At 66.3% G+C, this 23499-nt stretch carries 22 protein-coding genes; 5 read left to right on the forward strand and 17 right to left on the reverse strand.

Features of this window, described 5'->3' with window-relative positions; genetic code table 11:
• Positions 1 to 218: 218 nt before the first annotated feature.
• The 6 genes from FHW94_RS23715 to FHW94_RS14000 form a co-directional block, all read right to left on the reverse strand.
• Positions 219 to 1268, reverse strand: coding sequence for a PEP-CTERM sorting domain-containing protein (locus FHW94_RS23715; RefSeq protein WP_348981813.1), 1050 nt, complete (start codon positions 1266 to 1268; stop codon positions 219 to 221).
• A gap of 158 nt (positions 1269 to 1426) precedes the next feature.
• Positions 1427 to 2485, reverse strand: a complete 1059-nt coding sequence (ruvB, locus tag FHW94_RS13980; protein ID WP_168556433.1) for a Holliday junction branch migration DNA helicase RuvB — start codon at positions 2483 to 2485, stop codon at positions 1427 to 1429.
• Positions 2486 to 2534: 49 nt separating this feature from the next.
• A complete protein-coding gene (ruvA, locus tag FHW94_RS13985) occupies positions 2535 to 3152 on the reverse strand; it encodes a Holliday junction branch migration protein RuvA (RefSeq protein WP_168556434.1) in 618 nt (205 codons plus the stop codon).
• 45 nt (positions 3153 to 3197) lie between these two features.
• Positions 3198 to 3698 (reverse strand): nucleoside deaminase, encoded by a 501-nt coding sequence (locus tag FHW94_RS13990; RefSeq protein ID WP_246866131.1) that lies wholly within the window; start codon positions 3696 to 3698, stop codon positions 3198 to 3200.
• A gap of 48 nt (positions 3699 to 3746) precedes the next feature.
• On the reverse strand, positions 3747 to 4223 hold the full coding sequence (gene ruvC / locus FHW94_RS13995) for a crossover junction endodeoxyribonuclease RuvC (protein ID WP_168556435.1): 477 nt from the start codon (positions 4221 to 4223) through the stop codon (positions 3747 to 3749).
• A 169-nt stretch (positions 4224 to 4392) separates the two neighbouring features.
• The gene (locus tag FHW94_RS14000) at positions 4393 to 5136 is read right to left on the reverse strand and encodes a YebC/PmpR family DNA-binding transcriptional regulator (RefSeq protein ID WP_168556436.1); all 744 of its coding nucleotides are present in this window, start codon (positions 5134 to 5136) and stop codon (positions 4393 to 4395) included.
• 192 nt (positions 5137 to 5328) lie between these two features.
• Here FHW94_RS14000 and FHW94_RS14005 point away from each other — a divergent pair, with 192 nt between their 5' ends.
• Positions 5329 to 6024: a CPBP family glutamic-type intramembrane protease gene (locus tag FHW94_RS14005; RefSeq protein WP_168556437.1), complete on the forward strand. Its 696-nt coding sequence runs from the start codon at positions 5329 to 5331 to the stop codon at positions 6022 to 6024.
• A gap of 63 nt (positions 6025 to 6087) precedes the next feature.
• Here FHW94_RS14005 and FHW94_RS14010 read toward each other — a convergent pair whose 3' ends face one another.
• Together FHW94_RS14010 and FHW94_RS14015 are read right to left on the reverse strand one after the other, a co-directional pair.
• Positions 6088 to 6324 (reverse strand): DUF2312 domain-containing protein, encoded by a 237-nt coding sequence (locus tag FHW94_RS14010; protein ID WP_022675853.1) that lies wholly within the window; start codon positions 6322 to 6324, stop codon positions 6088 to 6090.
• Positions 6325 to 6454: 130 nt separating this feature from the next.
• A complete protein-coding gene (locus FHW94_RS14015) occupies positions 6455 to 6802 on the reverse strand; it encodes a DUF1244 domain-containing protein (RefSeq protein WP_168556438.1) in 348 nt (115 codons plus the stop codon).
• Between the two features lie 94 nt (positions 6803 to 6896).
• Between FHW94_RS14015 and pyk the strand changes: the two genes are divergently transcribed.
• Positions 6897 to 8354: a pyruvate kinase gene (gene pyk, locus FHW94_RS14020; protein ID WP_168556439.1), complete on the forward strand. Its 1458-nt coding sequence runs from the start codon at positions 6897 to 6899 to the stop codon at positions 8352 to 8354.
• Between the two features lie 21 nt (positions 8355 to 8375).
• Here pyk and FHW94_RS14025 read toward each other — a convergent pair whose 3' ends face one another.
• Positions 8376 to 9665 carry a GGDEF domain-containing protein gene (locus FHW94_RS14025; RefSeq protein ID WP_168556440.1) on the reverse strand — a complete coding sequence of 430 codons (1290 nt, stop codon included), beginning with the start codon at positions 9663 to 9665 and terminating at the stop codon, positions 8376 to 8378.
• A 218-nt stretch (positions 9666 to 9883) separates the two neighbouring features.
• Positions 9884 to 10564: a YggS family pyridoxal phosphate-dependent enzyme gene (locus FHW94_RS14030; RefSeq protein WP_168556441.1), complete on the reverse strand. Its 681-nt coding sequence runs from the start codon at positions 10562 to 10564 to the stop codon at positions 9884 to 9886.
• A 22-nt stretch (positions 10565 to 10586) separates the two neighbouring features.
• Between FHW94_RS14030 and FHW94_RS14035 the strand changes: the two genes are divergently transcribed.
• Positions 10587 to 11132, forward strand: coding sequence for a thiamine phosphate synthase (locus FHW94_RS14035; RefSeq protein WP_168556442.1), 546 nt, complete (start codon positions 10587 to 10589; stop codon positions 11130 to 11132).
• 79 nt (positions 11133 to 11211) lie between these two features.
• On the forward strand, positions 11212 to 13674 hold the full coding sequence (locus tag FHW94_RS14040; protein WP_168556443.1) for a DNA translocase FtsK 4TM domain-containing protein: 2463 nt from the start codon (positions 11212 to 11214) through the stop codon (positions 13672 to 13674).
• 93 nt (positions 13675 to 13767) lie between these two features.
• On the opposite strand, the gene FHW94_RS14045 is transcribed toward FHW94_RS14040, so the two are convergent.
• From FHW94_RS14045 to FHW94_RS14060, 4 genes are all read right to left on the reverse strand, one after another.
• Positions 13768 to 14298, reverse strand: coding sequence for a hypothetical protein (locus FHW94_RS14045; RefSeq protein ID WP_168556444.1), 531 nt, complete (start codon positions 14296 to 14298; stop codon positions 13768 to 13770).
• Between the two features lie 44 nt (positions 14299 to 14342).
• Positions 14343 to 16184 (reverse strand): transferrin-binding protein-like solute binding protein, encoded by a 1842-nt coding sequence (locus FHW94_RS14050; protein ID WP_168556445.1) that lies wholly within the window; start codon positions 16182 to 16184, stop codon positions 14343 to 14345.
• An 82-nt stretch (positions 16185 to 16266) separates the two neighbouring features.
• Complete coding sequence (locus FHW94_RS14055; RefSeq protein ID WP_168556572.1) at positions 16267 to 16668, reverse strand: acyl-CoA thioesterase; 402 nt, start codon at positions 16666 to 16668, stop codon at positions 16267 to 16269.
• A 2-nt stretch (positions 16669 to 16670) separates the two neighbouring features.
• Positions 16671 to 17087 carry a secondary thiamine-phosphate synthase enzyme YjbQ gene (locus tag FHW94_RS14060; RefSeq protein WP_168556573.1) on the reverse strand — a complete coding sequence of 139 codons (417 nt, stop codon included), beginning with the start codon at positions 17085 to 17087 and terminating at the stop codon, positions 16671 to 16673.
• A 348-nt stretch (positions 17088 to 17435) separates the two neighbouring features.
• Between FHW94_RS14060 and FHW94_RS14065 the strand changes: the two genes are divergently transcribed.
• Positions 17436 to 19709, forward strand: a complete 2274-nt coding sequence (locus tag FHW94_RS14065) for a TonB-dependent receptor (protein WP_246866156.1) — start codon at positions 17436 to 17438, stop codon at positions 19707 to 19709.
• A gap of 42 nt (positions 19710 to 19751) precedes the next feature.
• Here FHW94_RS14065 and FHW94_RS14070 read toward each other — a convergent pair whose 3' ends face one another.
• The 3 genes from FHW94_RS14070 to FHW94_RS14080 form a co-directional block, all read right to left on the reverse strand.
• Complete coding sequence (locus tag FHW94_RS14070) at positions 19752 to 21140, reverse strand: hypothetical protein (protein ID WP_210425664.1); 1389 nt, start codon at positions 21138 to 21140, stop codon at positions 19752 to 19754.
• Positions 21141 to 21288: 148 nt separating this feature from the next.
• Positions 21289 to 22158 (reverse strand): amidohydrolase family protein, encoded by an 870-nt coding sequence (locus FHW94_RS14075; protein WP_168556448.1) that lies wholly within the window; start codon positions 22156 to 22158, stop codon positions 21289 to 21291.
• A gap of 109 nt (positions 22159 to 22267) precedes the next feature.
• A complete protein-coding gene (locus FHW94_RS14080; RefSeq protein ID WP_168556449.1) occupies positions 22268 to 23329 on the reverse strand; it encodes a 4-oxalomesaconate tautomerase in 1062 nt (353 codons plus the stop codon).
• Positions 23330 to 23499: the final 170 nt, after the last annotated feature.

Consider the following 23499-nt stretch of genomic DNA (forward strand, 5'->3'; position numbering starts at 1 on the left):
TACCGCTGAATGCAAGGAAGGGCGGCTCCTTATGGGGCCGCCCTTCTTGTTTGCGCGGGGGTCGGCCCCTCCACCACCCGCTGCGCGGGGAGGTGGCAGGCGCGCAGCGGCTGACGGAGGGGCGTCTGCGCCGAGGCAGCCCACGAAAAAGGGGCGGCCTCCCCCCGAAGACCGCCCCTTCCGTGGAGCCCGTCAGGACCGGGCTTGACCGTGGATGCTCAAGCCGGCCTGCGGCGGCTCCGGCCCCAGCGCTGGCGTGCCACCAGTGCCGCTGCGGCGGTGCCAAACAGCAGGACCATCGAAGGCTCGGGCACGTCGGTGCCGCCATTGGTGGTGCCGCTGCTGGTCGATGTCGTCCCGCTCGACGAGGAGGACGTGCTGCTCGACGTGCTGGAGGAGGTGGACGAACTGGTTGAGCTCGACGTCGAAGACGAGGTGCTGCTGCTCGTGGACGTGGACGAGCTGGTCGACACGTTCCCCGACGAGGTCGACGTGGACGAACTGGTCGAGACATTGCCGGACGAGGTGGAGACGTTGCCCGAGGATGTCGACGAACTGGTGGAAACGTTGCCGGACGAGGTGCTGACGCTGCCCGAGGACGTGCTCACGTTGCCCGACGAGGTCGAGACGCTGCCGCTCGACGTGGAGACGTTGCCGCTCGAGGTGGAAACGCTGCCGCTGGAAGTCGAGGTGGACCCGCCAGACGTGGAGGTCGAACCGCCCGAGGTGGACGTGCTGCCGCCCGAGGTGGAGGTGGAGCCGGTGCTGGTGGAAGAAACCACCACGCTGCCGCCGCCCCCGCCGCTGCCGCCGAAGAATCCGCCAAAGAAGCCGCCGCCAAAGCCGCCCACCGGCCCGCCGCCGATCACCACCGGCACCCCGCCGCCACCGCCGCCTTGCGCCTGCGGCGGCAAGGGGGCCATGTAGGGCACCGGGGCCATGGCATATTGCTGGGCGGGAATGCACGACTTGGTCGTGGCGGTGGTTACGATCTTGCGCTGGCGATGGACCACGCGGGGCGCGGCGCGGTGCACCACGCGGCGCGGCTTGGCCTGCTTGATCTTGATCGGCTTGACGTGATGGATCTCACCGGAAGAGGGCGCCTCGGAAACGTGTACCGCCCCGCCGCCCAGCACCGCGCCACCTGCTGCGCAGGCCGCCAGTTTTGCCAATGCCATCCGAACCGACATGATTGTTGCTTTCGCTTGAACCCCAGGGCGGCCTAGCAGAAACGGCTTAACAGGGTGCTGCCAGGCTTTCCCTCCCATGAACAACGCAGATCATAGCCGCAGCGTCCATCGCGTTAACCTGAAATCGACATGGATCGTGGCCATATTTCGTCGCATTTCGGGTCTCGGCGTTAACTCTGTCCCAAACTGGAACTTTTGGCCCCGCTAGTGTTGCCGATTCCGACAGCCTTGCCGGGCTATTTGCCGCCGTCGGCGTCGAACAGGCCGGGCAAGGCACCTGGCAGCGGCGCTGGCATCTGCGCGCTGGGGGGGGTGATTCCCAGATGCTGCCAGGCCCTGTCGTTCAGGCAGCGGCCGCGCGCGGTGCGCGCCACCAGGCCCAATTGGATCAGGTAGGGTTCGATCACTTCCTCGATCGTATCGCGCGGTTCCGAAAGGCCGGCAGCGAGCGTTTCCACGCCTACCGGGCCGCCCTTGTAGATATCGGCGATCATCATCAGGTAGCGGCGATCCTGCAGGTCGAGCCCCAGCGAATCGACTTCCAGCCGGGTCAGCGCCTCGTCGGCCAGGGTGCGGGTGATCGTCCCATCGCCCATCACTTGCGCAAAATCGCGCACCCGGCGCAGCAGGCGGCCGGCCACGCGCGGGGTGCCGCGCGCGCGCTGGGCAATCTCGCGCGCGCCCTGGGCATCGATGCCCACGCCCATCAGCGTGGCACCGCGTGTCACCACCCGCTCCAGTTCGGCCACGGTATAGAACTGCAGGCGCACCGGAATGCCGAAGCGATCGCGCAGCGGCGTCTGCAACAGGCCCTGGCGGGTGGTGGCGCCGATCAGGGTGAAAGGCGGCAGGTCGATCCGCACCGAGCGGGCGGAGGGCCCTTCGCCGATGATCAGGTCGAGCGCGCGGTCTTCCATCGCGGGATAGAGCACTTCCTCCACCACGGGATTGAGGCGGTGAATCTCGTCGATGAACAGCACATCGCCCGATTCCAGGTTCGTCAGCAACGCCGCCAGATCGCCCGACTTGGCAATCACCGGGCCCGACGTGGCGCGGAAATTCACCCCCAGTTCGCGGGCGATGATCTGCGCCAGCGTGGTCTTGCCCAGGCCCGGCGGGCCGAAGAACAGCACATGGTCCATCGCCTCGCGCCGCTGCTTGGCGCTTTCGATGAAGATCTTGAGATTCTCGCGCGCGGCTTCCTGGCCAACGAATTCGGCCAGGGTCTTGGGCCGCAGCGCAGCATCAAGGTCTTCGGCCTGGGGCTGGGCGGAAAGCAGGGGGTTGTCGGTCATGCGAGGGCCGTCGGCAGCAGGGTGGGCAAGGGGCGGGGCAAGGCCGGCATCACCCCGTCGCCCGCCTGAGCGCCACGCGCACCAGATCGTTCAGCCGTGCTTCCTCGCCCAGTTCCTTTATCGCAAAGGCCACTGCGCTCGATGCCACGGCCGGCTTGAAACCCAGGTTCTGCAAGGCGGAAATGGCGTCGGCGCTGGCCGAACCGGCGGGCACGGGCACATCCGCCTCTGCCGCCACGCCCAGCCCGCCCGATAGACCGGCCAGGCCCCCGGCCTTGTCCTTCAATTCGTTGACGATGCGACTGGCCAGCTTTGGCCCCACGCCATTGGCGCGCGCCACCATCGCGGCATCGCCCCCGGCACAGGCGCGCTGCAATTCGTCCACCGACAGCGCCGAAAGGATGGCCAGCGCCACTTTCGAGCCCACGCCCTGCACCGCGGTGAGCAGGCGGAACCACGCGCGCTCGCCCGCGCTGGCAAAGCCGATCAGGCGCTGGTCGGTTTCGCTCACCTGCATTTCGGTGTGGAGCACGATTCCATCGCCGCGCACGCCCAGGTGGCTGAGCGTCTTGGCCGAGCAATGGACCAGGTACCCGACGCCATTGACGTCGATGATGGCCCAATCCGGGCCGGTGTCGTCGAGAATGCCGGTCAATTTGGCGATCATGGTTTGTTCCCTATGGCAGGGAACCTTTTGCCGCGCAACCGGGGTTCAGGTATTGGCCTGTTGATCCTCGGGCACGTCGTCGTGCGGTCCGTAATAGAGTCGGGCGCAAGCCTCGGCCGCCACGCCTCCATCCAGCGTCAGGTCATCCTTGAACGCGTCGCGGATGTAGTCGAACGTCGATAGGTGGCGGTCCTCGAAATACATGGCGTGGACCTGGCTGCGCCCGGCACCATAGACGATCCGGCTAATGCCCGCCCAGATGGCCGCCATCGTGCACATGCCGCAGGGCTGGAGCGTGGTATAAAGCGTGGCGCCATCCACTTTCATGTCGCCCACTTCCTGCCCGGCGGCGCGCAGCGCTTCCACTTCGGCATGGGCCGTGGCGTCGCAATGTTCCGCCGTGCGGTTCACGCCCGCGCCGACCAGCTTGCCCGCGCGCACCACGAGGGCAGCGATCGGCGTGTTGGCCGGGTCGTCACCCTTTTCGCGGATGGCAAGAGCAATGGCGCGGGCCATCCAGGCGTCGTCTGTGGCGGCAATGTTCATGAACTTGCTACGCGGCGGGCGGGCACGTGTTCCCGCCAGCCGGAAGGTTCAGCGGTGGCTGCCCAGCATGTTGGCGTGGGTGATTGCCACGGCCAGCGCGTCGGACGCGTCTTCCCCGGCCAGCTTGACGCCGGGCAGCAGGATTTTCAGCATGTGCTGGATCTGCTGCTTTTCGGCGCCGCCGGTGCCGACCAGCGCCTTCTTGATCACTTTGGTGGGATATTCCGCCACATGCATGCCCGAACGCGCCAGGCTCAGCATGGCCACGCCGCGCGCCTGGCCCAGCTTGAGCGTGGACTGCGGGTTCACGTTGACGAAGACTTCCTCCACCGCGCCTTCGTCGGGACGGTGGGTGAGGATCACATCGGTGAGCGCCGCATCAAGTTCCACCAGGCGCTGGGCCATGGTGGCCTTGGCATCGGTGCGGATCTGGCCGTTGGCAACATGGCTCAACCGGCTGCCCGCCTTGGCCACCACGCCCCATCCGGTGCAGGTGAGGCCGGGATCGATGCCCAGAATGATCATGAAGCGATGGTCAAGAGAGGGCTTCTTTTCTCGTCACCCCGGACTTGATCCGGGGTCCCGCTGTTGCTCGGAAGTCGGAGCGGACCCAACATGCCCTTCCCCAACCCCTCCCGCAAGCGGGAGGGGAGTTTAGGATGCGCCTCCCGCTTGCGAGGGAGAGGCTTCCCGATCAGCCCAGCTTTTCCATCACGTCGTCGGGGATTTCATAGTTGCCCCACACGGTCTGCACGTCGTCGTCATCGTCCAGCACGTCGATCAGCTTGAGCAGCGTGGCGGCGTCATCGGCCGAAACCGTGGTCTTGAGATTGGGTTTCCACGCCAGCTTCACCGCTTCGGCTTCGCCCAGCGCCTTTTCCAGTTCGCGCGAAACGGGGTGGAGGTTGTCGATCGCGGTCCAGATCTGGTGCGTGTCTTCATCCGATTCCACGTCGTCGGCGCCGGCTTCGATCGCCGCTTCCAGCACCTTTTCCTCGTCACCCACGCTGGCGGGATATTCGATCAGGCCCAGGCGCTCGAAGCCGTGGCTCACCGCGCCCGAAGCGCCGAGGTTGCCGCCATTCTTGGCAAAGGCGGTGCGCACGTTGGTGGCGGTGCGGTTGCGGTTGTCGGTCAGCGCTTCGACGATGATCGCCACGCCGCCCGGGCCGTAGCCTTCGTAGCGCACTTCTTCATAGTTCTCGCCATCGCCCTTACTGGCCTTGTCGACCGCGCGCTGGATGTTGTCCTTGGGCATCGATTGCGCCTTGGCGGCGTTGATCGCGGCGCGCAGGCGCGGGTTCATGTCCGGGTCGGGCATGCCCATCTTGGCCGCGACGGTGATTTCGCGGCTGAGCTTGGAGAACATTGCCGAGCGCTTCTTGTCCTGCGCGCCCTTGCGATGCATGATGTTCTTGAATTTGGAATGGCCTGCCATGGATCTGCTTCTTGCGGCTGATGGTGGGAATGCGGGTTTGCCACGGCCCCTAGACCAAGCGCGGCAAAACGGCAATCCGGCAGAGGCGGGCTGGCACTGCCCGGCCAAACCGGCCCCGCGGCGCACGGGGCATCAGCCCTTGGCGCACGCAGCAAACATGGTGTTAACCGCTGCTGCGGTAAGCCACGTGCCATGGTCCGCCTTTCCCTGTCCGCCACCCAGGCGTTGTTCGAATTCCTGCGTCATCCGCGATGGTCGCGCCCCATGGGGCTGGCTTCCGCGCAAAGCTGGGCCTTGTGGCGGGGCGCGACCGGCCTCTACCTCGCCGGGCTGGTCGTGCTGCTGCCGCTGCTCGGGCTGTGGCAGCGCAGCCTGGGGCTGCCGACGGCCGATGCCTTTGGCAAGATCCCGCCCGCGCTGTTGCTGCCGATGGTCACGCTGCTGGCCCCGGTGGCCGAGGAATGCGTGTTTCGCGGCTGGCTATCGGGCCGGCCGCGCGCCCTGGCGCTGCTGGCGGGCCCGGTGATCGCCGGGGGCAGCCTGTGGACGATGCGCGATGGCGCGCCGCATCCGCTGGGCTGGGCGATCGTGGCGCTGGCCTTGATCGGGGCAGGGGGGCTGTGGCTGGCGTGGCGCAAGCGGGAAACGCCGCGCTGGTTTACGGCGGCGTTTCCGGCGCTGTTCGTGGTTCACGCATTGGTTTTCGCGCTGTTCCACCTGGGCAACTATCCGCGCATCACGCCGGCGCTGCTGCCGATGGTGCTGCCGCAACTGTGGGCGGGACTGGTCTTTGGCTTCGTGCGCGTGCGGATCAGCCTGCCCGCGGCGATGATGACCCATGCCCTGGGCAATCTGGTGGCAGTGACGGCCGCTTTTCTGCTGCGCTGACGGCGCCCCGGCCCACCCATCGGGCAGGCCGGCGCCGCCATGCGGCGGTAGCGGCGGAAAGCCTCAGTCGATGCCCAGCGCGTTCTTGTACACGTCGAGGATCGCTTCCATCTCGCGGCGATCGTCTGGCTTCATCTTCCGCAGGCGCACGATCTGGCGCATGATCTTGGCGTCATAGCCGGCGGACTTGGCTTCGCTGTAGACATCCTTGATGTCGTCGCCGATGCCCTTCTTTTCTTCTTCCAGGCGTTCGATGCGCTCGATCAAGAGGCGCAGGCGATCATCGGCGGCGTCGGCCATGGGATAAGCTCCGAATCTGGTTATGGGCGGCCGGTGCGGCCTTCAGCCGCGGGCAAATAGCCGCCTGCGGCCAACCTGGCAAAGCCGTGCCTGTGGAAAGATTGATCCGAACCGGCTCTCGCCAGCGTGATCACGCGGGGGAAGGCGCGTTGCGTTTCATGCTTTCTTCCATCCGCGCCAGTTGCTCGGGCGTGGCGGGCGTCTGGTAGCGGCTTTTCCATTCATCGGCCGGCAGGCCGTGGATCGCCTCGCGCGCAGCGGCCTTGTCGAGCGGGGCGCCGGCGTCGACGATCCAGTCTGCCAGGCAATTGCGGCAAAAGCCGGCAAGGCCCATGAGCTCGATGTTCTGCGCGTCGTGGCGGTGGCGCAAGTGGCGCACCAGGCGACGGAACGCGGCGGCAGCCACCGCATCGTCAAGGCTATCCAGCGGATCGGCACCAGAACGGGGCTTTTGCGCGGCGGGGGAATTCGTATCCATGGTTATCGTCCCTTGGGTTTTGCCACAGCATAGGCCATAGGGCAGCGCGATTGAAAGCCTGCGTAGGTTTGATAGGAAGAGGAGTTGTTGCACCATGGCCAAGCCTGACAAGCGCGAACGCAAGGTCAAGATCCTCGCCACGGTGGGGCCGGCCAGCCGCTCGCCCGAAATGCTGGAAAAGCTGTTTCGTGCCGGCGCCGATGCCTTTCGCGTCAACATGAGCCATGGCGAACACGCCATCCATGCCGAAACCATCGCCAATATCCGCGCGCTCGAAGCCAAGGTGAAGCGCCCGATCACGGTGCTGGCCGATCTCCAGGGCCCCAAGCTGCGCGTGGGCACGTTCAAGGAAGGCCGTGCGGTCATCCGCCATTCGGGCCACTTCACGCTCGATCGCAACCCCGAACCGGGCGATGAAACCCGCGTCTGCCTGCCCCATCCCGAACTGTTCGGCATCCTGCAAAAGGGCCAGCGCCTGCTGATCGACGACGGCAAGCTACGCCTGCGGGTGATTCGCGCCAGCGACAGCGAGATCCTCTGCTCGGCCGAAGTGGGCGGGGTGATTTCCGACCGCAAGGGCGTGAACGTGCCCGATGCCGTGGTGCCGGTGCCCGCCCTTACCGAGAAGGACCGCCGCGACCTGGCCTTTGCCGTGGAACAGGGTGCGGACTGGATCGCGCTCTCGTTCGTGCAGCGCCCCGAGGACGTGGCCGAGGCCCGCCGCCTGATGGGCGGCTATGGCGCGCTGATGGCCAAGATCGAAAAGCCGGCGGCGATTTCGCGGCTGGAAGAGATCATCGAACTGTCCGACGGCATCATGGTCGCCCGCGGTGACCTGGGCGTGGAGCTCAACCCCGAGGAAGTGCCGCCGCTGCAAAAGCGCATCGTCGAAAGCGCGCGCCGCCAGGGCAAGCCGGTGGTCGTGGCCACGCAGATGCTCGAATCGATGATCGAGACGCCCACGCCCACCCGCGCCGAAGTGTCGGACGTGGCCAACGCAGTCTATGATGGCGCCGACGCCGTGATGCTGTCGGCCGAAACCGCCGCCGGCGCCTGGCCGGAAGAAGCGGTGAGCATCATGAACCGCATCGCGGTGCAGGTGGAAAGCGATCCCGGCTATGCCGCGCGCGTCCACTTCATCGAAACCCTGCCCGATCCCACCACGGCCGACGCACTGGCCCAGGCCTGTGCCTCGATCGCGGAAACCCTGCCGATCTCGGGCATCATCGTGTTCACCGGTTCGGGCTCCACCGCCCGCCGCGTGGCGCGTGAACGCCCCGGCGTGCCGATGCTGGTGCTCACGCCCAGCCAGAAGACCGCGCGCAAGGTGGGCCTGCTGTGGGGCGCCCACGCGGTCAACACCAAGGACATCGGCAGCTTCGAGGAAATGATCGCCAAGGGCAAGCGCATGGCACTGCGCCACGATTTCGGCACCGCCGGGTCCAAGCTGGTTGCGCTGGCCGGGGTGCCGTTCGGCACGCCGGGCGCCACCAACCTGCTCCACGTGGTCACGCTGACGGGCGACGAGCTCAAGCACCACCAGGGGGATTGAGCTCTACCCCCCCTTTTTGAACTAACTTTTGTCGCTCACCCGGGCCACCGTCAGGCCCGAGGTGATGCGCTCTGCGGCGAACACGCAATTCTTGCCCGATGCCTTGGCCAGATAGAGCGAGGCATCGGCATCGGGCACCAGTTCCTCGCCCCGCACCGATGTTTCGGGCATCGCCGAAACGCCCAATGAGGCGCTGACCGGGCAGCCCTGGATATCGGTCACGCCCTGAATGCGCAGGCGAATCTGCTCGGCCTTGGCCACGGCATCGGCCAGCGCGCAATCGGGCAGGATGGCGATGATTTCCTCGCCGCCATAACGGCACACCACGTCGGTCGGGCGCAGCGCGCCCACGATCTGCGCCGCCACGTCGCGCAAGACGGCGTCGCCCTTGGCGTGGCCATAGCGATCGTTGAGATCCTTGAAGTTATCCAGGTCGATCATGATCACGGCGGTGGAACTGCCCGACCGGGTGGATAGCGCCAGGAACCGCTCCAGCGTGTCTTCCATGTAGCGGCGGTTATAGAGCCCGGTCAGCGGATCGCGCAGCGATTGCGTGCGCAGCCGATCACGCAGCGCGATGTTGGACAGCGCCAGCGACATCGAGTCCGCCAGGGCCGAGCCCAGGTGGCGCAAGTTGGCCAGTTCCTCCCCGCCATCCAGTTGGATCAAGGCATCGCTGCGGGCCAGGATCAGCAGGCCCTGTACCTGGCCGCCCGCCATCATCGGGATTTCCAGCACGGCGTTGACGCCGCCATGGTGTGCGCAGCACAGCCCGCCTTCCTCCGGTGCGTTGACGTGGGCCTTGCCCCGTTTCAAGGCCCAGCAATGGTTGGCCGCAAGCGAATCCGGCGCGATGTATCCCGCCGGCAGGTCCCAGTGGCGCGCCAGGTCGAGCCGGTCGCGCGAGTTGTTGAGCACATAGAGCGCCGCGCCATAGCCACCGAGCAGGCGCCGCGCGGTCACCATCAGCACCGCGCCCGCTTCCTCGTTGGTTTCGGCCGCCTGCAGCATGTCGGTCATCGCGAAAAGCTCGGCCGTGCGCCGCCGCGCCGCTTCGGAATCGGCGCGCATGTGCTCTTCGTAATCGCGGTTGGCCATCAGGATTGTGCGAAAACCCAGCAATGACGCAACGACCGTCACTTGCAGTCCCAGTGCCAGGATCAGCAGGAGATCGCTGTCGCCGGCATTCAGCCGGTCGAGCAGGTCGTGGATCGCGACCAGCGTGATCGACAGGCACTGCAGCAAAATCGCGCCATTGTACATCAGGCCAAGGCGCTGCAGCGTTGACCCGCGCTGTTCCAGAATGCGCAATCGACGCCACCAATGCCGCCGCTCTTTCGCCACGCCTGAGAGGCTCCCTTCCAACCTGGATCGGCCACGGGGATGCCCGGGCGAACAGCCCGCATCCGTGCTGATGCAGGCGCCATCGCGCAGCATTAGTCGGTTGGCTGGTGGCAGTGGCTGAACGCGTGCCTGCGCATGAATGCCTAGGGTAACGGCGGCCCCGCGCTAAGGATTGTGGGCCTGGCTTAGCCCCGCGCGCCGAACAGCGCCGATCCCACCCGCACATGCGTGGCGCCAAGCTGGATCGCGGTTTCGAAATCGTCGCTCATGCCCATCGATCGGCCGGCCAGGCCATGGTCGGTGGCGAGCTTGTCGAGCAGGGCAAAGAACGGTGCGGCCTCGATGCCGGCCGGGGGCACGCACATCAGGCCGGTCACCGGCAGGTCAGCATCCTGCGCCTGGGCCAACAGGCCGGGCAAGTCGGCAATGGCGCAGCCGCCCTTCTGGTCTTCCGCGCCGATATTGACCTGGACGAACAGCGGCACGCGCCGCCCGGTCTTGTCCATCGCGCGGGCCAGCGCCGTCAGCAGCGAGGGCCGATCGAGCGAATGGATGCAATCGAACAGCGCCACCGCGTCTTCGGCCTTGTTCGATTGCAGCTGGCCCACCAGGTGCAATTCCACGCCGGGGTGCTGCTCGCGCAGCGGCGCCCACTTGCTCTGCGCTTCCTGCACGCGGTTTTCGCCGAACACGGTCTGCCCCGCGGCGATCAACGGGGCGATCGCTTCGGCCGGGTGCGTCTTGGATACCGCCACCAGCGTCACGTCTGCGGCGGCGCGGCGGGCGATGCGCGCCGCCTGGGCGATGCGGGCGCGAATGTCGGCAAGCGCGAGATGCTCTGGGTGGGGATGCTCTGGTCCGGTCATGGCGCGGTGCTATAGCGCGGTCATGGCAAAGCGCTACCCCGTGCCGCGATTGGTCCTGCTCAGCGATGCGCGCAACGATGCGGTGCTGGCGCGTGCGCTGGCGCGGCTGCCCGCGGGGAGTGCCTTGGTATTCCGCCACTATCACCTGGCACCGGCAGAACGCCGCCGCCGCTGGGCCAAGCTGCGCCGCCTGGCGCTGGCGCATGGCGTCCTGCTGATCGCGGCCGGCCTGCCGTGCGGCGGGGGTGCCCAGGGTCGTTATGGCGCGCCGGCCACGCTGGGGCGGGAACGGGGCATGCGCCTGGCCACGGCCCATTCCCTGGCCGAGATTGGGCAGGCTGCGCGGGCGCGGGCCCATGCCGTGCTGCTGTCGCCCGTGCTGCCCACGCGCAGCCATCCTGGCGCCCCGGTGCTGGGCATGGTGCGGTTCCTGCTGCTGGCGCGGCAAAGCCCGCTGCCGGTGTTGGCGCTGGGCGGGATGACCCGCGGCGCGGCGCGGCGCCTGCCGGCTCGCGGGCGCGTGGCCGGTTGGGCAGCGATCGACGGCCTGTCGCAAAAATCGCGGTAATCCGGGGGTTTTCACGGCGGATTCTTGACCGGCCCGGCGGTTGGGGCGATGATGGGGCCAGAAGGGAATACACAGCATCATGGCTTCGCGGGCACTCACCCCCAACCGTTCCAACGCGCCCAACCGGTTGAACAACGGCGTTGGCCGCGGCAGCCCCAATTGGCGCGCCGTCCTGCGGCGCAGCTTCCGGCGCAGTTTCGAACTGATCGGCGGGGCCACGCTGTTTGGCGCCATGGTGTTTTTGGCGCTCGCGCTGGCCAGCTATACCCAGACCGATCCTTCGGGCAGCACCGCCTCGGGCAGCCCGGTGGACAACTGGATGGGCCTGCCCGGCGCCTGGGCGGCAGAGCGGGTGCTGGTGCTGTTCGGCCTGCCTGGCGGTTTGCTCGTACCGCTGCTGTTCGTGTTTGCCCGCCGCCTGTGGGACGCCGCCGGCGATCTGATCGACGTGGACGAGGAAGAGGAAGAAGCGCTTCCCGATCCGTCGTGGTGGCGCCTGGCGATCGGCCTCGCGCTCGCCATGATGCTGTCGGGCACCGCGCTGGCGCTGGCTTTCACCGGGCCGGGTGGCAGCCTGCCGGCGGGTTTTGGTGGCGTTTCCGGCCTCTTGGGGGCGGCCGGCGTGCGTGCGCTGGCTGGCTTGGTGCCGGTGGCGCAGGGCTGGATCATCCTGGCGCTGGCCCTGCTGGCACTGGGCGGTGGCCTGTTCCTCACCGGCCGGGTCTTTGCGCTCAATTGGGCGCGGCTGCTGTCGGTCCCCGCGTTCCTGCGCCGGGGCCAGCGTGAAGATGGCGCTGCCGACCCTGCCCCCACCCGCCAGCGCCGCGCGCCCAAGGCCAAGGCGGCCGCCCCCGGCGAAGCGCTGCTGGCCGATGACGACGAGGCCGATGACGACGAGCCGCCGTTCGACACGCGCGCGCCCGTCATTCCGGCAGATGCCGCCGCGCCGCGCCGCCCCACCGAAATCAGCGATCCACAGCGCACGCCCGCGCCCGCCGCCAAGGCGCAGGCCCGGCAAAGCGACCTGTTCGACAAGTTCGCGCTGCCCTCGATCGACATTCTCGAGGAAATTCCCGCCAGCGCCCAGCCCAAGATCGACAAGCTGGCGCTGGAGCGCAACGCGCGCCTGCTCGAAAACGTGCTCGATGATTTCAACGTGAAGGGTGAAGTCACCGCCGTGCGCACCGGCCCGGTCGTGACGATGTACGAACTGGAACCGGCACCGGGCATCAAGGCCAGCCGCGTGATCGGCCTGGCCGACGATATCGCCCGCAACATGAGCGCGGTTTCCGCGCGCGTCTCGGCCATTCCCGGGCGCACCGTGATGGGCATCGAATTGCCCAACCAGATCCGCGACATGGTCTCGTTCCGCGAACTGGTTGCCTGCGACAAGTTCGTCAACGCCAAGGGCCTCTTGCCGATCATCCTGGGCAAGGACATCGCCGGCGAACCGATCGTGGCAGACCTTGCGACCATGCCCCACTTGCTGGTGGCCGGCACCACCGGTTCGGGCAAGTCGGTGGGCCTCAACTGCATCCTGCTTTCGCTGCTCTACCGGCTCACCCCGGCGCAGTGCCGCATGATCCTGGTCGATCCCAAGGTGCTGGAATTGAAGTCTTACGACGATATTCCCCACTTGCTTTCGCCCGTGGTGACCGAGCCGGCCAAGGCGGTGCGCGCGCTCAAATGGGCGGTGGAGGAAATGGAGCGGCGCTATCGCCAGATGTCCTCGATCGGCGTGCGCAACCTGTCGGGCTTCAACGAAAAGGTGCGCGCCGCGCAGGCCAAGGGCAAGCCGCTCGGCCGCCGCATCCAGGTGGGCTTCGATCCCGAAACGGGTGAGGAACTGTTCGAGGAACAGCAGCTCGAATACCAGGTCCTGCCCCAGATCGTGGTGATCGTCGACGAGTTGGCCGACCTCATGGTGACGGTGGGCAAGGAAGTGGAAGTGCTGATCCAGCGCCTCTCGCAAAAGAGCCGCGCGGCCGGCATCCACCTGATCATGGCCACGCAGCGCCCGTCGGTGGACGTCATCACCGGCGTGATCAAGGCCAACCTGCCCACGCGCATTTCCTTTGCCGTGACCAGCCGGATCGACAGCCGCACGATCCTGGGCGAACAGGGCGCCGAACAGCTGCTGGGCAAGGGCGACATGCTCTACAAGCCCAACACCGACCCGATCAAGCGCGTCCACGGGCCCTTCGTCAGCGACGAGGAAGTGGAGCGCGTGGCTGATCACTGGCGCGGCCAGGGCAAGCCGGAATACGTCGATTCGGTCACCGAAGAGCCCGAGGAAGGCTCGTTCGGCTTCGACGAACTCGATACCTCCGACAATCCGGAAGATCGCAAGTATCGCCAGGTCTGCCAGCTCGTGTTCGAAAGCCAGAAAGCCTCGGCCAGCTGGATCCAGCGCCAGATGGGCGTGGGCTACAACACCGCGTCGAAATGGATCGAGCGGATGGAGCAGGATGGCCTGGTGGGCCCGGCCAACCATGTGGGCCGGCGCGAGATCTATCGCGACAAGGATGGCAATCCGCTGTGAAGACGGGCGTCTAGCCCCTCCGTCAGGCCGAGGGCCTGCCCCCTCCGCACGACGGGGAGGGGGACCGCCCACGAAGCGGATGGTGGAGGGGGCTTAAGCCACCCCGCGCAAGACCTCGGTCGCCTCGCCCACCAGCGCGGTCACGTCCGCCTCGGCCAGCACGCGACGGGGTTCATAGCCCAGCCCCAGGCGCGGGGTGCGGCGCCAGGCTTCGCAGAACAGGCCCTTGTTCGGGCCGAACGCGCGCAGCACGTGGGCGGCCAGGCGCGGCGGGGCATCGGGGGCATAGGCGCGCGAGAACAGCGCCATGTCGGCCAGCCATGGGCCGATCATGACCCAGCCATGGTCTTCGGCAACCGGCGTGCCGGCCACGCTCAACACCCCTTCGGCCACCACGATGGGTGCCGGCAGGGCCCGCGCCAGATGCACGGCATAGGCGGCATTGAGCATTGGCGCGGTCACGTCCTTGCCGGCCATGACCTTGAGCACGTCCTGCGCGCGCGCGGCCATCACGGCCTTGTCATCTTCGCTCGGCACATAAGCCTTGAACGTGCGGGCGGTTTCCCAGGAATGGCTGGCGGCAACCAGGCGGCCAAGACGGGCCAGGGCAAGATCGGTGGTCATGGCCGCGCCTTAGCGACGATTGCCTGGCCAGGAAAGGCAGCGCGTCAGTTACTCTGCTTGCCCACGATCACACCGCCCATATCGATATTGCTGCCGCCCTTGGGATCTATCATGCCGGCATGCCACGAGGCGTAGAATTCCTCGGCATGCGGACCGGTGAATTGCCCGGTGACGGCGCCGTTGGTGTTGCCCGTCCCCGGCACGTTGAGCACTTTGTCGAACGTACCGGCAAAGGTGGATTTGCCTGCATCACCCTGGCCGCTGAACGTATAGGCGCCCAAGGCATAAGCGGTGCCCGTATCGCGGTCGGTCGCCACCGGGTTGAGCGTGCCCGCCAGCTTGGCACCACCGAAATCATAGGCCATCTGCACATCGCCACTGATGGCATAGGGGCGCATGGCACCACCGGAAGGCAGGCCGGAATAGCCCACGATGATCCCGGTATAATTGGCACTGCCGGTGCGCGGCATGGCCGATGCGGGCGTAGACAGCCCGAATCCAAAGGCCGTATCGACATATTGCGGGGAACTGGCGCTGGGCTTTACTTCTGCCGATTCGTAGTTGCCGAACCCGGTATAAGTCAGCGCGATCAGCTGGTTGCCGGGGCCGGGCCGCGATATGCGAAACGTGCCGTCGCGGTTCTGGCTGGTCAGGTCGCGGGCGCTGTAGACATCGTAGGTGGCATCGCTGGCGGCGTTGTCCTTGATGGCGGAGGTGAGCGGTCCCCGGAGGCCGTTAAGTCCGGTCCTTTCGCCACCGAGCACGAGCGCGTGCTGTGTCTCGGAATAGTCGATGTCCAGTGTATCGCCATCCACCCGGTTCAGATTCAGCGCCACGTAAGTGTTGGTGGCTGCGCTTTTCGAATACTGCACAGACCTTGCCAGGCCGCCCAGATCCTCGTTGATCAACAGGTCCGCAAGGCTCGTGTTGGATGGCATGGTCGCTGTGTCGCGCCCCAGGATCGTGCCGCTCGCCACCACATTGTCGAGCAGCTTGCTGTCCCAGACGGCGCCCAACTCCTCGTGATTTGGGCCGTAGAACCGGCCGCTGAGCCCGCCCTGCCGGTCCCCGGTCTTGAAGCTGCCGGAGAATGTGGTGCCGCCCGCCGCAAGGCTTGCCTGCGAGGACCAGGCGAGGTTGCTGAGCGTAATGCGGCCATCGACATAGCCGTCGATCTTGCCGCTGCCGGAGAGCTTGCCACTGGCGAAATCGACCGAGAATCGTCCGCTACCCTGCAATACCAGAATATACTTGCTATAGCCTGCCTCACCATCGACGCGCACCGCAAAGGTGGCCGTGCCCGAATTTGGCATCGCCGATGCGGGCGTGGGTACGCCATAAGTGAAATAGTCCATGGTCGTGGTGCTGTTGGACGCATCGGTCTGCGTGCGCTGCCACAGGCCAGCCCCGACATAACGGAAGCGTGGGGCGTCCGGCGTGCCTGGACTGGAGCTATTCTTTGACAGCGACAGCGTTTCCGTCAGCGTGCCGTCAGTGCGCTTGTAAACTGTGGCATCTGCGTTGGTGAGCGTCGCGTCCTTTTGCGCGGGCCCAAAGTCCTGCGTGCGGCCCTGGGTGGTAACGGTGTAGGCCTGGGTCGACGCGTTGTACGCGATGGTCAGCGGGCTGCTCGTCACCGTGTTGGGCCGGGCCGAGGTGATCGGCATATAGGCCGTCTCGGTGCGTGCGTCGTTAACGAACGACTCGCTGATCAGGCTGCCGACCAAGTCGGCGTTGGTCGGCTTGGGCGGGGGTGAGGGCGGCGTGTTGGGAAGGTTACTGCTGGCGACGCCTCCGCCATCGCCGCAGGCGGCCAGTGCAAAAGCAAGTGCAGCTGGCGACCATTTGGCGGCTCGGCCCAACGTCCTGATAATCATGCGCGCCATGGTCATGGTCCTTCAGGACAAAACCGGGAACATCCATTTTGGCGTAATGATACGGGTTATTGCGGATAAGGCGAGTCGAACTTCAAGGCGTTGCGTAAAAGAGCGCCGCTAAATCGGGCCGAACGCGCAGAAGGCGGCCGCTGTCCTTATCGAGCAAGGCCCAAGTCGTGCGTGCGCTTACGATCACTTTGCCTTCGGCATTGGTGAAATCCACTCGCCTGTCGAACCGCGCACCTTGGGGTGGATCGGGAATGAAAGTCGTGGCCGTCACGCTTTGCCCCACGGTGATATTGCCGCGATAATCCACCTCGTGCCGGGTTACGAGCCAGATGTAAGCGGCTTGAACATCGGGGGATGCCACAGTCTCCCAATGGCGCGTGGCGATCTGTTCCATCCACTGCACCCATACGGCGTTGTTCACATGGCCCATTTCATCGATGTGGTCGGGCAGCGCGGTGAATGTCAGTGAAAAGGGCGTCGCCATCGTCATGCACCCAGCAGATGCAGGACCACGTGGCGCCGGTGCGCGATGCGGCGATGCTCGCACAGATAAAGCCCCTGCCACGTGCCCAGCGCCAGGCGCCCGCCGATGAGCGGGATCGACAGGCTTACACCGGTCAGGATGCTCTTGAGGTGGGCCGGCATGTCGTCGGGCCCTTCGTCATCATGGGCATAGCCCGCGTTTTCGGGGGCCAGGCGGTCGAGCCAGCGCAGCACGTCTGTGCGCACTTCGCGCGCGGCGTTTTCCTGGATGCACAGCGAGGCAGAAGTGTGCCGGCAAAACACCGTCAGCAGCCCGCTGTCCATGCCTTGCTCTGCAACCCACTGCGCTGCCTCGCGGGTGAATTCGTGCAGGCCGGGGCCGGGCGTGTGCAGCGTCAGCTCGGTGTTGGCCTGGCGCAGGGCGGATGACGGCACGGTGGCGGATCGGATCGGGGCAGGGCTCATGGCGCGCTCAGCCTGACACGGCCGCGCGTTCCTGTCACCCGCCAATCGCCATCAAAAAGAAATAACTGCGAATCATTAGCAACATGGTTGATTATGCAAATCAGTCGCAATAAAGGCGCGGCTATCCGAACCAGGGCGCAACAGTCCGTTCAGAGCAAAGGGGAAAATCCAACCATGACCAGCCCGACCCAGCCCGCGTCTGCTCGCAAGGCAGGCAATCGCCGGCCTGCCCGCAGCGGAAATTCACGCTCGGCGGCCGTGCCCGCGTTCCTCGCCGTTGGTTGCATCGGCGTGCTTGCAGCCATGCCTGCCCAGGCGCAGGAAACGCAGCCGACCGTGCTGGGCGGCGTGACCGTGACGGACACCGCGATTGCCGATGCGCCGATCAAGGTGGAGCGGGCCGAATCGCCCAAGTACACCCGGACATTGCTCGACACGCCGCAGACCGTCACCGTGGTGGGCCGCGCCGTGATCGAGGCGCAGAACCTGCTTTCGCTGAAGGATGCGCTCTCGATCCTGCCGGGCATCACCCTGGGCGCTGGCGAAGGCGGCGGCGGCTATGGCGACAGCATCAACTTGCGCGGGCAAAGCGCCAACACCGATATCCAGATCGACGGCGTGCGCGACAGCGCGCAATATTCGCGCAGCGACTTGTTCAACATCGAACAGGTGGAAGTGACCAATGGCGCCAATTCCGTGTTCGGCGGATCGGGTTCGATCAGCGGCACGATCAACCTGGTGACCAAGCGGCCCAAGGATGAAACCAGCACCACCGTGCAGGGCGGCGTGGGCACCGCCAACTACTGGCGCGGCACGGTGGACAGCAACTGGAAGCTGGGCGATGAAGTGGCCGTGCGGCTTAACGCCATGGGCCACAGCGCCGATGTGCCGGGCCGCGATTTCGAATACAACCGCCGCTGGGGCGTGGCGCCTTCGGTGAAATTCGGGCTGACCGGCGATACCAGCCTGACCCTGATGTACCTGCACCAGCGCGACAAGAACATCCCGCAGTATGGCGTGCCCTATTACGCGGTCTATGGCGGGCTGCTGCCGGGCGCCAGCTATGCCGGCTACTATGGCTACAAGAACTATGACCGCCAGGAACAGACGGTCGACCAGGCCACCGCGATCCTCGATCACCGCTTTTCCGACACGGTCTCGATCCGCAACCTGGCGCGCTATCAGAAGGTCAAGCAGGATACCTTCGTCGATCCGCCGCAGGGGACGTGGTGCCTTGCCAACGGCACGGTCGCCAATTCCACCGGCGCGGCCACGGCTTGTTCGTCCACCCAGGCGGCCGGCACGTTCTATCCCAGTGGCCCGCGCGGCACCTTCCGCCTGACCGATACGTCGATCTGGTACGATCAGGTGGATCTCTCTGCCACGGTTTCCACCTTCGGGCTGGAACATACCCTGGCGCTGGGCGCGGCCTATTCGCAGGAAGACTATGATGTCACGTCCGGCAATGGCCTGCGCAATGCCGATGGCACCACCCCCACGATGACGCCGATCAGCATCGCCAACCCCAACGCAGTCTATACCGGCCCGATCAACACTATCACCACTGCCATTGCCCATGGCTCGACCCGCAACATCGCGCTCTATGCGTTCGACGCGGTCAAGCTGGGCGGCGGATTCGAAGTCAATGGCGGCATCCGGTGGGAAAACAACCGCGCCCGCTATCGCAGCGATACCGTGGCGGTGAGCGGCGCGGTGACCACCGGTGCCCAGCAGAACAACACCGACGATCTGTTCAGCTATCGCGTGGGCCTGGTCTACAAGCCGGCCGCCAATGCCAGCCTCTATGTCGCCTATGGCAACAGCAAGACGCCGGCCTCGTCCACCGTGCGCAGCGGCTGCGGCGTGACCAGCACCACCCTGTTGGGCGATCCCTGCAACGTTGCCCCGCAAACCGCCACCAACTTCGAACTGGGCGGCAAGGTCGATCTGGCGCAGGGCAAGCTGCAACTGACCGCCTCGGTGTTCCGCAACGAACGCACGAACTATCCCGTGGCGGCCAACGATCCGCTGGTCGGCACCACCAACGTGCTCGACGGGCGCAGCCAGGTCGATGGCGTGTCGCTGGGCCTCTCGGGCAAGATCACCCCGGCCTGGACGATCTTCGCCAACGGCATGTACCTCGACGGCGTGGTCAAGCAGTCGATCTCGAACTACTGCAAGGGCCACCTTGGCGCCACGCAGACGCTGCCCACGGGCGGCACGGTGACTTGCCCGACCAGCGACGTGCAGGCCGGCAACCCGCTGACCAACACGCCGGCGTGGTCGGGCAGCCTCTATACCAGCTATCACCTGCCGTTCGGGTTGGAAGCCGGCTATGGTGTGACGTACCAGGGCAGCTGGTACCTCACCAACTCCACCGGTGCGACGATGTACAAGGCGCCGTCCTACCTCACCCACCGCATCTCGCTGGGCTACAAGCTCGACAATGGCCTGTCGGCGCAGGTCAACGTGCAGAACCTGACGAACAAGAAGTACTACACTTCCATCCGCAACAATGGCTGGGCCGTGCCGGGCGAGGGGCGCTCGGCCGTGCTCACGCTGGGCTATACGTTCTGAACGGCGTCTCTCCCGCCCCGCGCGGTGCGGGAGAGAGCACAGTCAGGCGGCAAACACTGCGGCGTTGAGAGTATTGGACGTGCCCGTGCTGACCACGGCGGCCACTACCAGCCGCCCGTCGGCAAGGGTGCGCACCAGCGGCGCCTTCCCGCCTGCCAGGCAGGAAACCACCCCGCCCACCGCCATCCAGGCACTGTCAAAGCGCTGGAACGCGATGGTCGTCGCCACCGGATAGCGCACCCCGTCGCGGCTGCACCATGCGACGGCAAAGCGCCCATCGGCGGTGCCGGCCAACGCCGAGGAGAACGAATAGGGCGTGGTTGCGCCCTGGCTGGCCAAGGCGGGCTGCGAAAATGCCCCGTTCGCCTCCGACCGCGCGATCAGCACCTGGCCGGCGGCGGCATCGTCCGTGCCGTTGGAGATCCACGTCACCAGCGTCTCGCCGGTTTCGCGCACCCATAAGTCGGGTTGGTAATTGCTGTCGGAAAGGTCGTTGACCGGGGTGCGCGGGCTGTTGACATCATGGGCGACCGCCGCGGGCGCGATCTGCTGCCGCCCGATCCGCACGGAATAGTCGCGCGCCACCAACCGGCTCGGCACCGTGGCAGACGTCGGCACGCTGCGCTCGCCAAACAGCACGGTAAAGCCGCCCGGTCGCGGCGCCGCCTTGATCGGGGCAAAGCCGTCGTGCCCGCTATCGATGGCAAAGGGGGCGGACAGCGTGCCGTTGTGGGCGTTGAGGATCCAGGCCTGCCCGGTAAAAGCGCTCAGCACTGCCACACTGCCTTCGCCGCTGTCGTCCAGCGGGATCAGCGCACCAAGCACAGGCCCGGCCTCGCTGGCGATCGTGTATGTCGTGCCCAACGGCGCGCCGGCAGCATCGAAACGGCGCACCATCAGGGCGGCGCGGCCCGGCGTGGCGGCGGGATAGCCAGTCCAGCACACGGCAAAGCCACCGTTGCTCAGCGGTGCAAGGCCAATACCATAGACGGTGCAGGCCGGATCGGTGTTGACCGTGATCGGTTGGCCGTTGCCCATCGGCGCCAGTGTCGCATCCAGCAGGCGCACCAGCACATCGCCGGTTTGCGCCGGCGCGTTGCCATCGGTGCCCCAGGCCACCGCCAGCCCGCCACCGTCCAACCCGCAAATGTCGAACGACCATGCCAGCGGCAGATCGGCCAGGTGCAAGGTGGCATGGGCGGTTTCGGGCACTGCGGGCTGTTCGGCAGAGGGCGCGGCCAGCGGATCGACCGGTGTCTCATCCACGACAAGCGGGTCCGTTGGCGTGCTGTCATCCGCGTCGCGGCCGCCGCCCACGACCACGCCGACGCCCCATGCAACTGCCGTGGCCCCTATCGTCCAATCCTTCCCGTCGCGGACAGGATCGTATTTGAGATCCTCATCGCCGCGTTGCCCACTGCCTGACTGCATCCCCATTTCCCCCCTTGGCCCGGCGCAGGCGCCCCATCGCGCTGCGTTACGTAATGCCCAGGGATGCCCGATCAGACTGCCGCGTCAATGCCCATATGCTGCCGAATTGGCATGCCCCGGGCCGATCGAGCGGGCCGGGGCATGGCGGTCAATCCGCCCAGTAAAGCCTGGTCGGATTGTCGATCAGCAGCTTGCGTTGCAATTCCGGCGTGGGTGCGATGCGCGGGATCATGTCGACCAGGTGCCCGTCATCGGGGATGGCGTCCTGCATGTTGGGGTGCGGCCAATCGGTGCCCCACAGCACGCGGTCCTGATAGTCCGCCACCAGCGGCGCCACCGCATCGGCAAAGGCGTTCCACGGGCTGCCGGCGCTGTCCAGCCGGTCAGGGCAGGTGGCCTTGAACCAGATGTCGGGCCGCGAATCGAGGAATGCGCGGAATGCCTTCATGTCGGCGCCGTCCGGCCCCTGGGTCACGTCGGGGCGGCCCATGTGGTCGATTACCAGCGGCACGGGGATCGCGTCCATGAACGGGCGCAGTTCTTCGAGGATGTCCGCCTCGAAATAGATCACCACGTGCCAGCCCTTGGGCAGGCGCTTGGCCACGTCGAGGAACTTGTCCTTGGGCGCGTCGTCCACCAGGCGCTTGAGGAAATTGAAGCGGATGCCGCGGATGCCGCCGTCATGCAGCGCGGCCAGCTCGGCTTCGGAAATCGCCGGATCGACCACGGCCACGCCGCGTGCTTTTCCGTTCGACTTGGCAATGGCATCAAGCGTGGCGGCATTGTCGGTGCCGTGGCAGCTCGCCTGCACGATCACGTTCTTGTCAAAGCCCAGATGGTCGCGCAGGGCAAACAGCATGTCTGGCCCGGCATCTTCGGGCAGGTACTTGGCCTTGGCGCTGAACGGGAATTGCGCCATCGGGCCAAACACATGGCAATGCGCATCGATCGCGCCGGCCGGCGGGGTATAGCGCGGCTTCGACGGATTGCCGTGCCAGGAAACGATACGGTCGGTCATGGTCTTGTCCTTGAAAGCCGGGCTTCGACAGGCTCAGCCCGAACGGCATCCTATTTGAATTCTTGCGCTCCGTTCGCCCTGAGCCTGTCGAAGGGCAAGAAGCGCAACGTCACCCGAAAACCACCCCATCCATCAGCTTGCGCGCGGTGCGCAGCAGGGCGGCGGTCTTGACCGCGCCGGCCTCGTCCACTTCCAGCACGCAGCTCATCTCGCCGGTGGGGTGCTCCACCGAGAGCGTCTTGCGCGGCCCATCGCTCACTTGGGCGACGTCGGCCGCAGGAGATCCGTCCAGCAGGCAGGCCGTCGCCACCGAAACCGCACCAAGCACGCCGATCGTGGCGTGGGCACGGTGCGGGATGAAGCTGCGTACCGTCACCGCGCCGCCGTTGCGCGGCGGGGCGACCAGCATCATCTTGGGCACGGACTTGTCCTTCACGTCGCCCAGGTTCATCAGCGGGCCCACTTCCAGCCGGATCGCCTCGATCCGCGCTTTAAGGTCTGTGGCATTGTCCAGCCAGTCGCGGTCTTCATAGCCGGTCACGCCCACGTCTTCGGCTTTCATCACCACGCAGGGCATGCCGTTGTCGATCAGCGTCACCGCCACGCCCTGGATGGTGTCCACCGCGTTGCCGGTGGGCAGCAGCGCCCCGCACGAGGAGCCGGCCGTGTCGCGGAATTCCAGCGGCACCGGGGCATGGGTGCCCGGCACACCATCGATCGCGGCATCGCCGGCATAAGTCGGCACGCCACCCGGCGTCTGCACCGTGGCCACGGCCACTTGGCCGGTGTTTTCCATGAAGATCGCCACGCGCGTTTCATCGCCCGTCGCCGCCACAAGGCCGCGCTCGATCGCAAAGGGGCCCACGCCCGCCAGGATATTGCCGCAGTTCTGCGCGTCGGTGACGATCGCCTGGTCGACGAAGACCTGCAGGAACAGGTAATCGACATCGATCCCTTCGCGCGCAGACTTGCTGACCACCGCCACTTTGCTGGTCAACGGATCGGCGCCTCCCAGCCCGTCGATCTGGCGCGGATCAGGCGAACCCATCACGCCCAGCAGGAACGCATCGCGCGTCGCCACGTCGGCGGGCAGATCGTCTTTCAGGAAATAGCCGCCCTTCGACGTGCCGCCGCGCATCCACATGCAGGGCGCGGAAATTCCGGTGGTCATGGGTCTTGCTCCTTGGCTGCGGGGGAGGGGCTCGGGCGGGGGAAATTGCGAAGAAGGAGGAGCTTATCTCCCCCTCCTCTGAAGAGGAGGGGGCGGGGGGGGTGGAAGCCTGGCTCAAGGCCCAGCACCACCCCCAACCCCCTCCTCTTCAGAGGAGGGGGCCATTTGCA

The sequence above is a fragment of the Novosphingobium sp. SG720 genome, from assembly GCF_012275365.1.
Classification (GTDB): Bacteria; Pseudomonadota; Alphaproteobacteria; order Sphingomonadales; family Sphingomonadaceae; genus Novosphingobium; species Novosphingobium rhizosphaerae.

Bases quoted from the DNA above. Each gene is read 5' to 3' on its own strand.
- FHW94_RS23715 (WP_348981813.1), bottom strand. From the start codon at position 1,268: ATGGGAGGGAAAGCCTGGCAGCACCCTGTTAAGCCGTTTCTGCTAGGC.
- ruvB (WP_168556433.1), bottom strand. From the start codon at position 2,485: ATGACCGACAACCCCCTGCTTTCCGCCCAGCCCCAGGCCGAAGACCTT.
- ruvA (WP_168556434.1), bottom strand. From the start codon at position 3,152: ATGATCGCCAAATTGACCGGCATTCTCGACGACACCGGCCCGGATTGG.
- FHW94_RS13990 (WP_246866131.1), bottom strand. From the start codon at position 3,698: ATGAACATTGCCGCCACAGACGACGCCTGGATGGCCCGCGCCATTGCT.
- ruvC (WP_168556435.1), bottom strand. From the start codon at position 4,223: ATGATCATTCTGGGCATCGATCCCGGCCTCACCTGCACCGGATGGGGC.
- FHW94_RS14000 (WP_168556436.1), bottom strand. From the start codon at position 5,136: ATGGCAGGCCATTCCAAATTCAAGAACATCATGCATCGCAAGGGCGCG.
- FHW94_RS14005 (WP_168556437.1), top strand. From the start codon at position 5,329: ATGGTCCGCCTTTCCCTGTCCGCCACCCAGGCGTTGTTCGAATTCCTG.
- FHW94_RS14010 (WP_022675853.1), bottom strand. From the start codon at position 6,324: ATGGCCGACGCCGCCGATGATCGCCTGCGCCTCTTGATCGAGCGCATC.
- FHW94_RS14015 (WP_168556438.1), bottom strand. From the start codon at position 6,802: ATGGATACGAATTCCCCCGCCGCGCAAAAGCCCCGTTCTGGTGCCGAT.
- pyk (WP_168556439.1), top strand. From the start codon at position 6,897: ATGGCCAAGCCTGACAAGCGCGAACGCAAGGTCAAGATCCTCGCCACG.
- FHW94_RS14030 (WP_168556441.1), bottom strand. From the start codon at position 10,564: ATGACCGGACCAGAGCATCCCCACCCAGAGCATCTCGCGCTTGCCGAC.
- FHW94_RS14035 (WP_168556442.1), top strand. From the start codon at position 10,587: ATGGCAAAGCGCTACCCCGTGCCGCGATTGGTCCTGCTCAGCGATGCG.
- FHW94_RS14040 (WP_168556443.1), top strand. From the start codon at position 11,212: ATGGCTTCGCGGGCACTCACCCCCAACCGTTCCAACGCGCCCAACCGG.
- FHW94_RS14045 (WP_168556444.1), bottom strand. From the start codon at position 14,298: ATGACCACCGATCTTGCCCTGGCCCGTCTTGGCCGCCTGGTTGCCGCC.
- FHW94_RS14050 (WP_168556445.1), bottom strand. From the start codon at position 16,184: ATGGCGCGCATGATTATCAGGACGTTGGGCCGAGCCGCCAAATGGTCG.
- FHW94_RS14055 (WP_168556572.1), bottom strand. From the start codon at position 16,668: ATGGCGACGCCCTTTTCACTGACATTCACCGCGCTGCCCGACCACATC.
- FHW94_RS14065 (WP_246866156.1), top strand. From the start codon at position 17,436: ATGCCTGCCCAGGCGCAGGAAACGCAGCCGACCGTGCTGGGCGGCGTG.
- FHW94_RS14070 (WP_210425664.1), bottom strand. From the start codon at position 21,140: ATGCAGTCAGGCAGTGGGCAACGCGGCGATGAGGATCTCAAATACGAT.
- FHW94_RS14075 (WP_168556448.1), bottom strand. From the start codon at position 22,158: ATGACCGACCGTATCGTTTCCTGGCACGGCAATCCGTCGAAGCCGCGC.
- FHW94_RS14080 (WP_168556449.1), bottom strand. From the start codon at position 23,329: ATGACCACCGGAATTTCCGCGCCCTGCATGTGGATGCGCGGCGGCACG.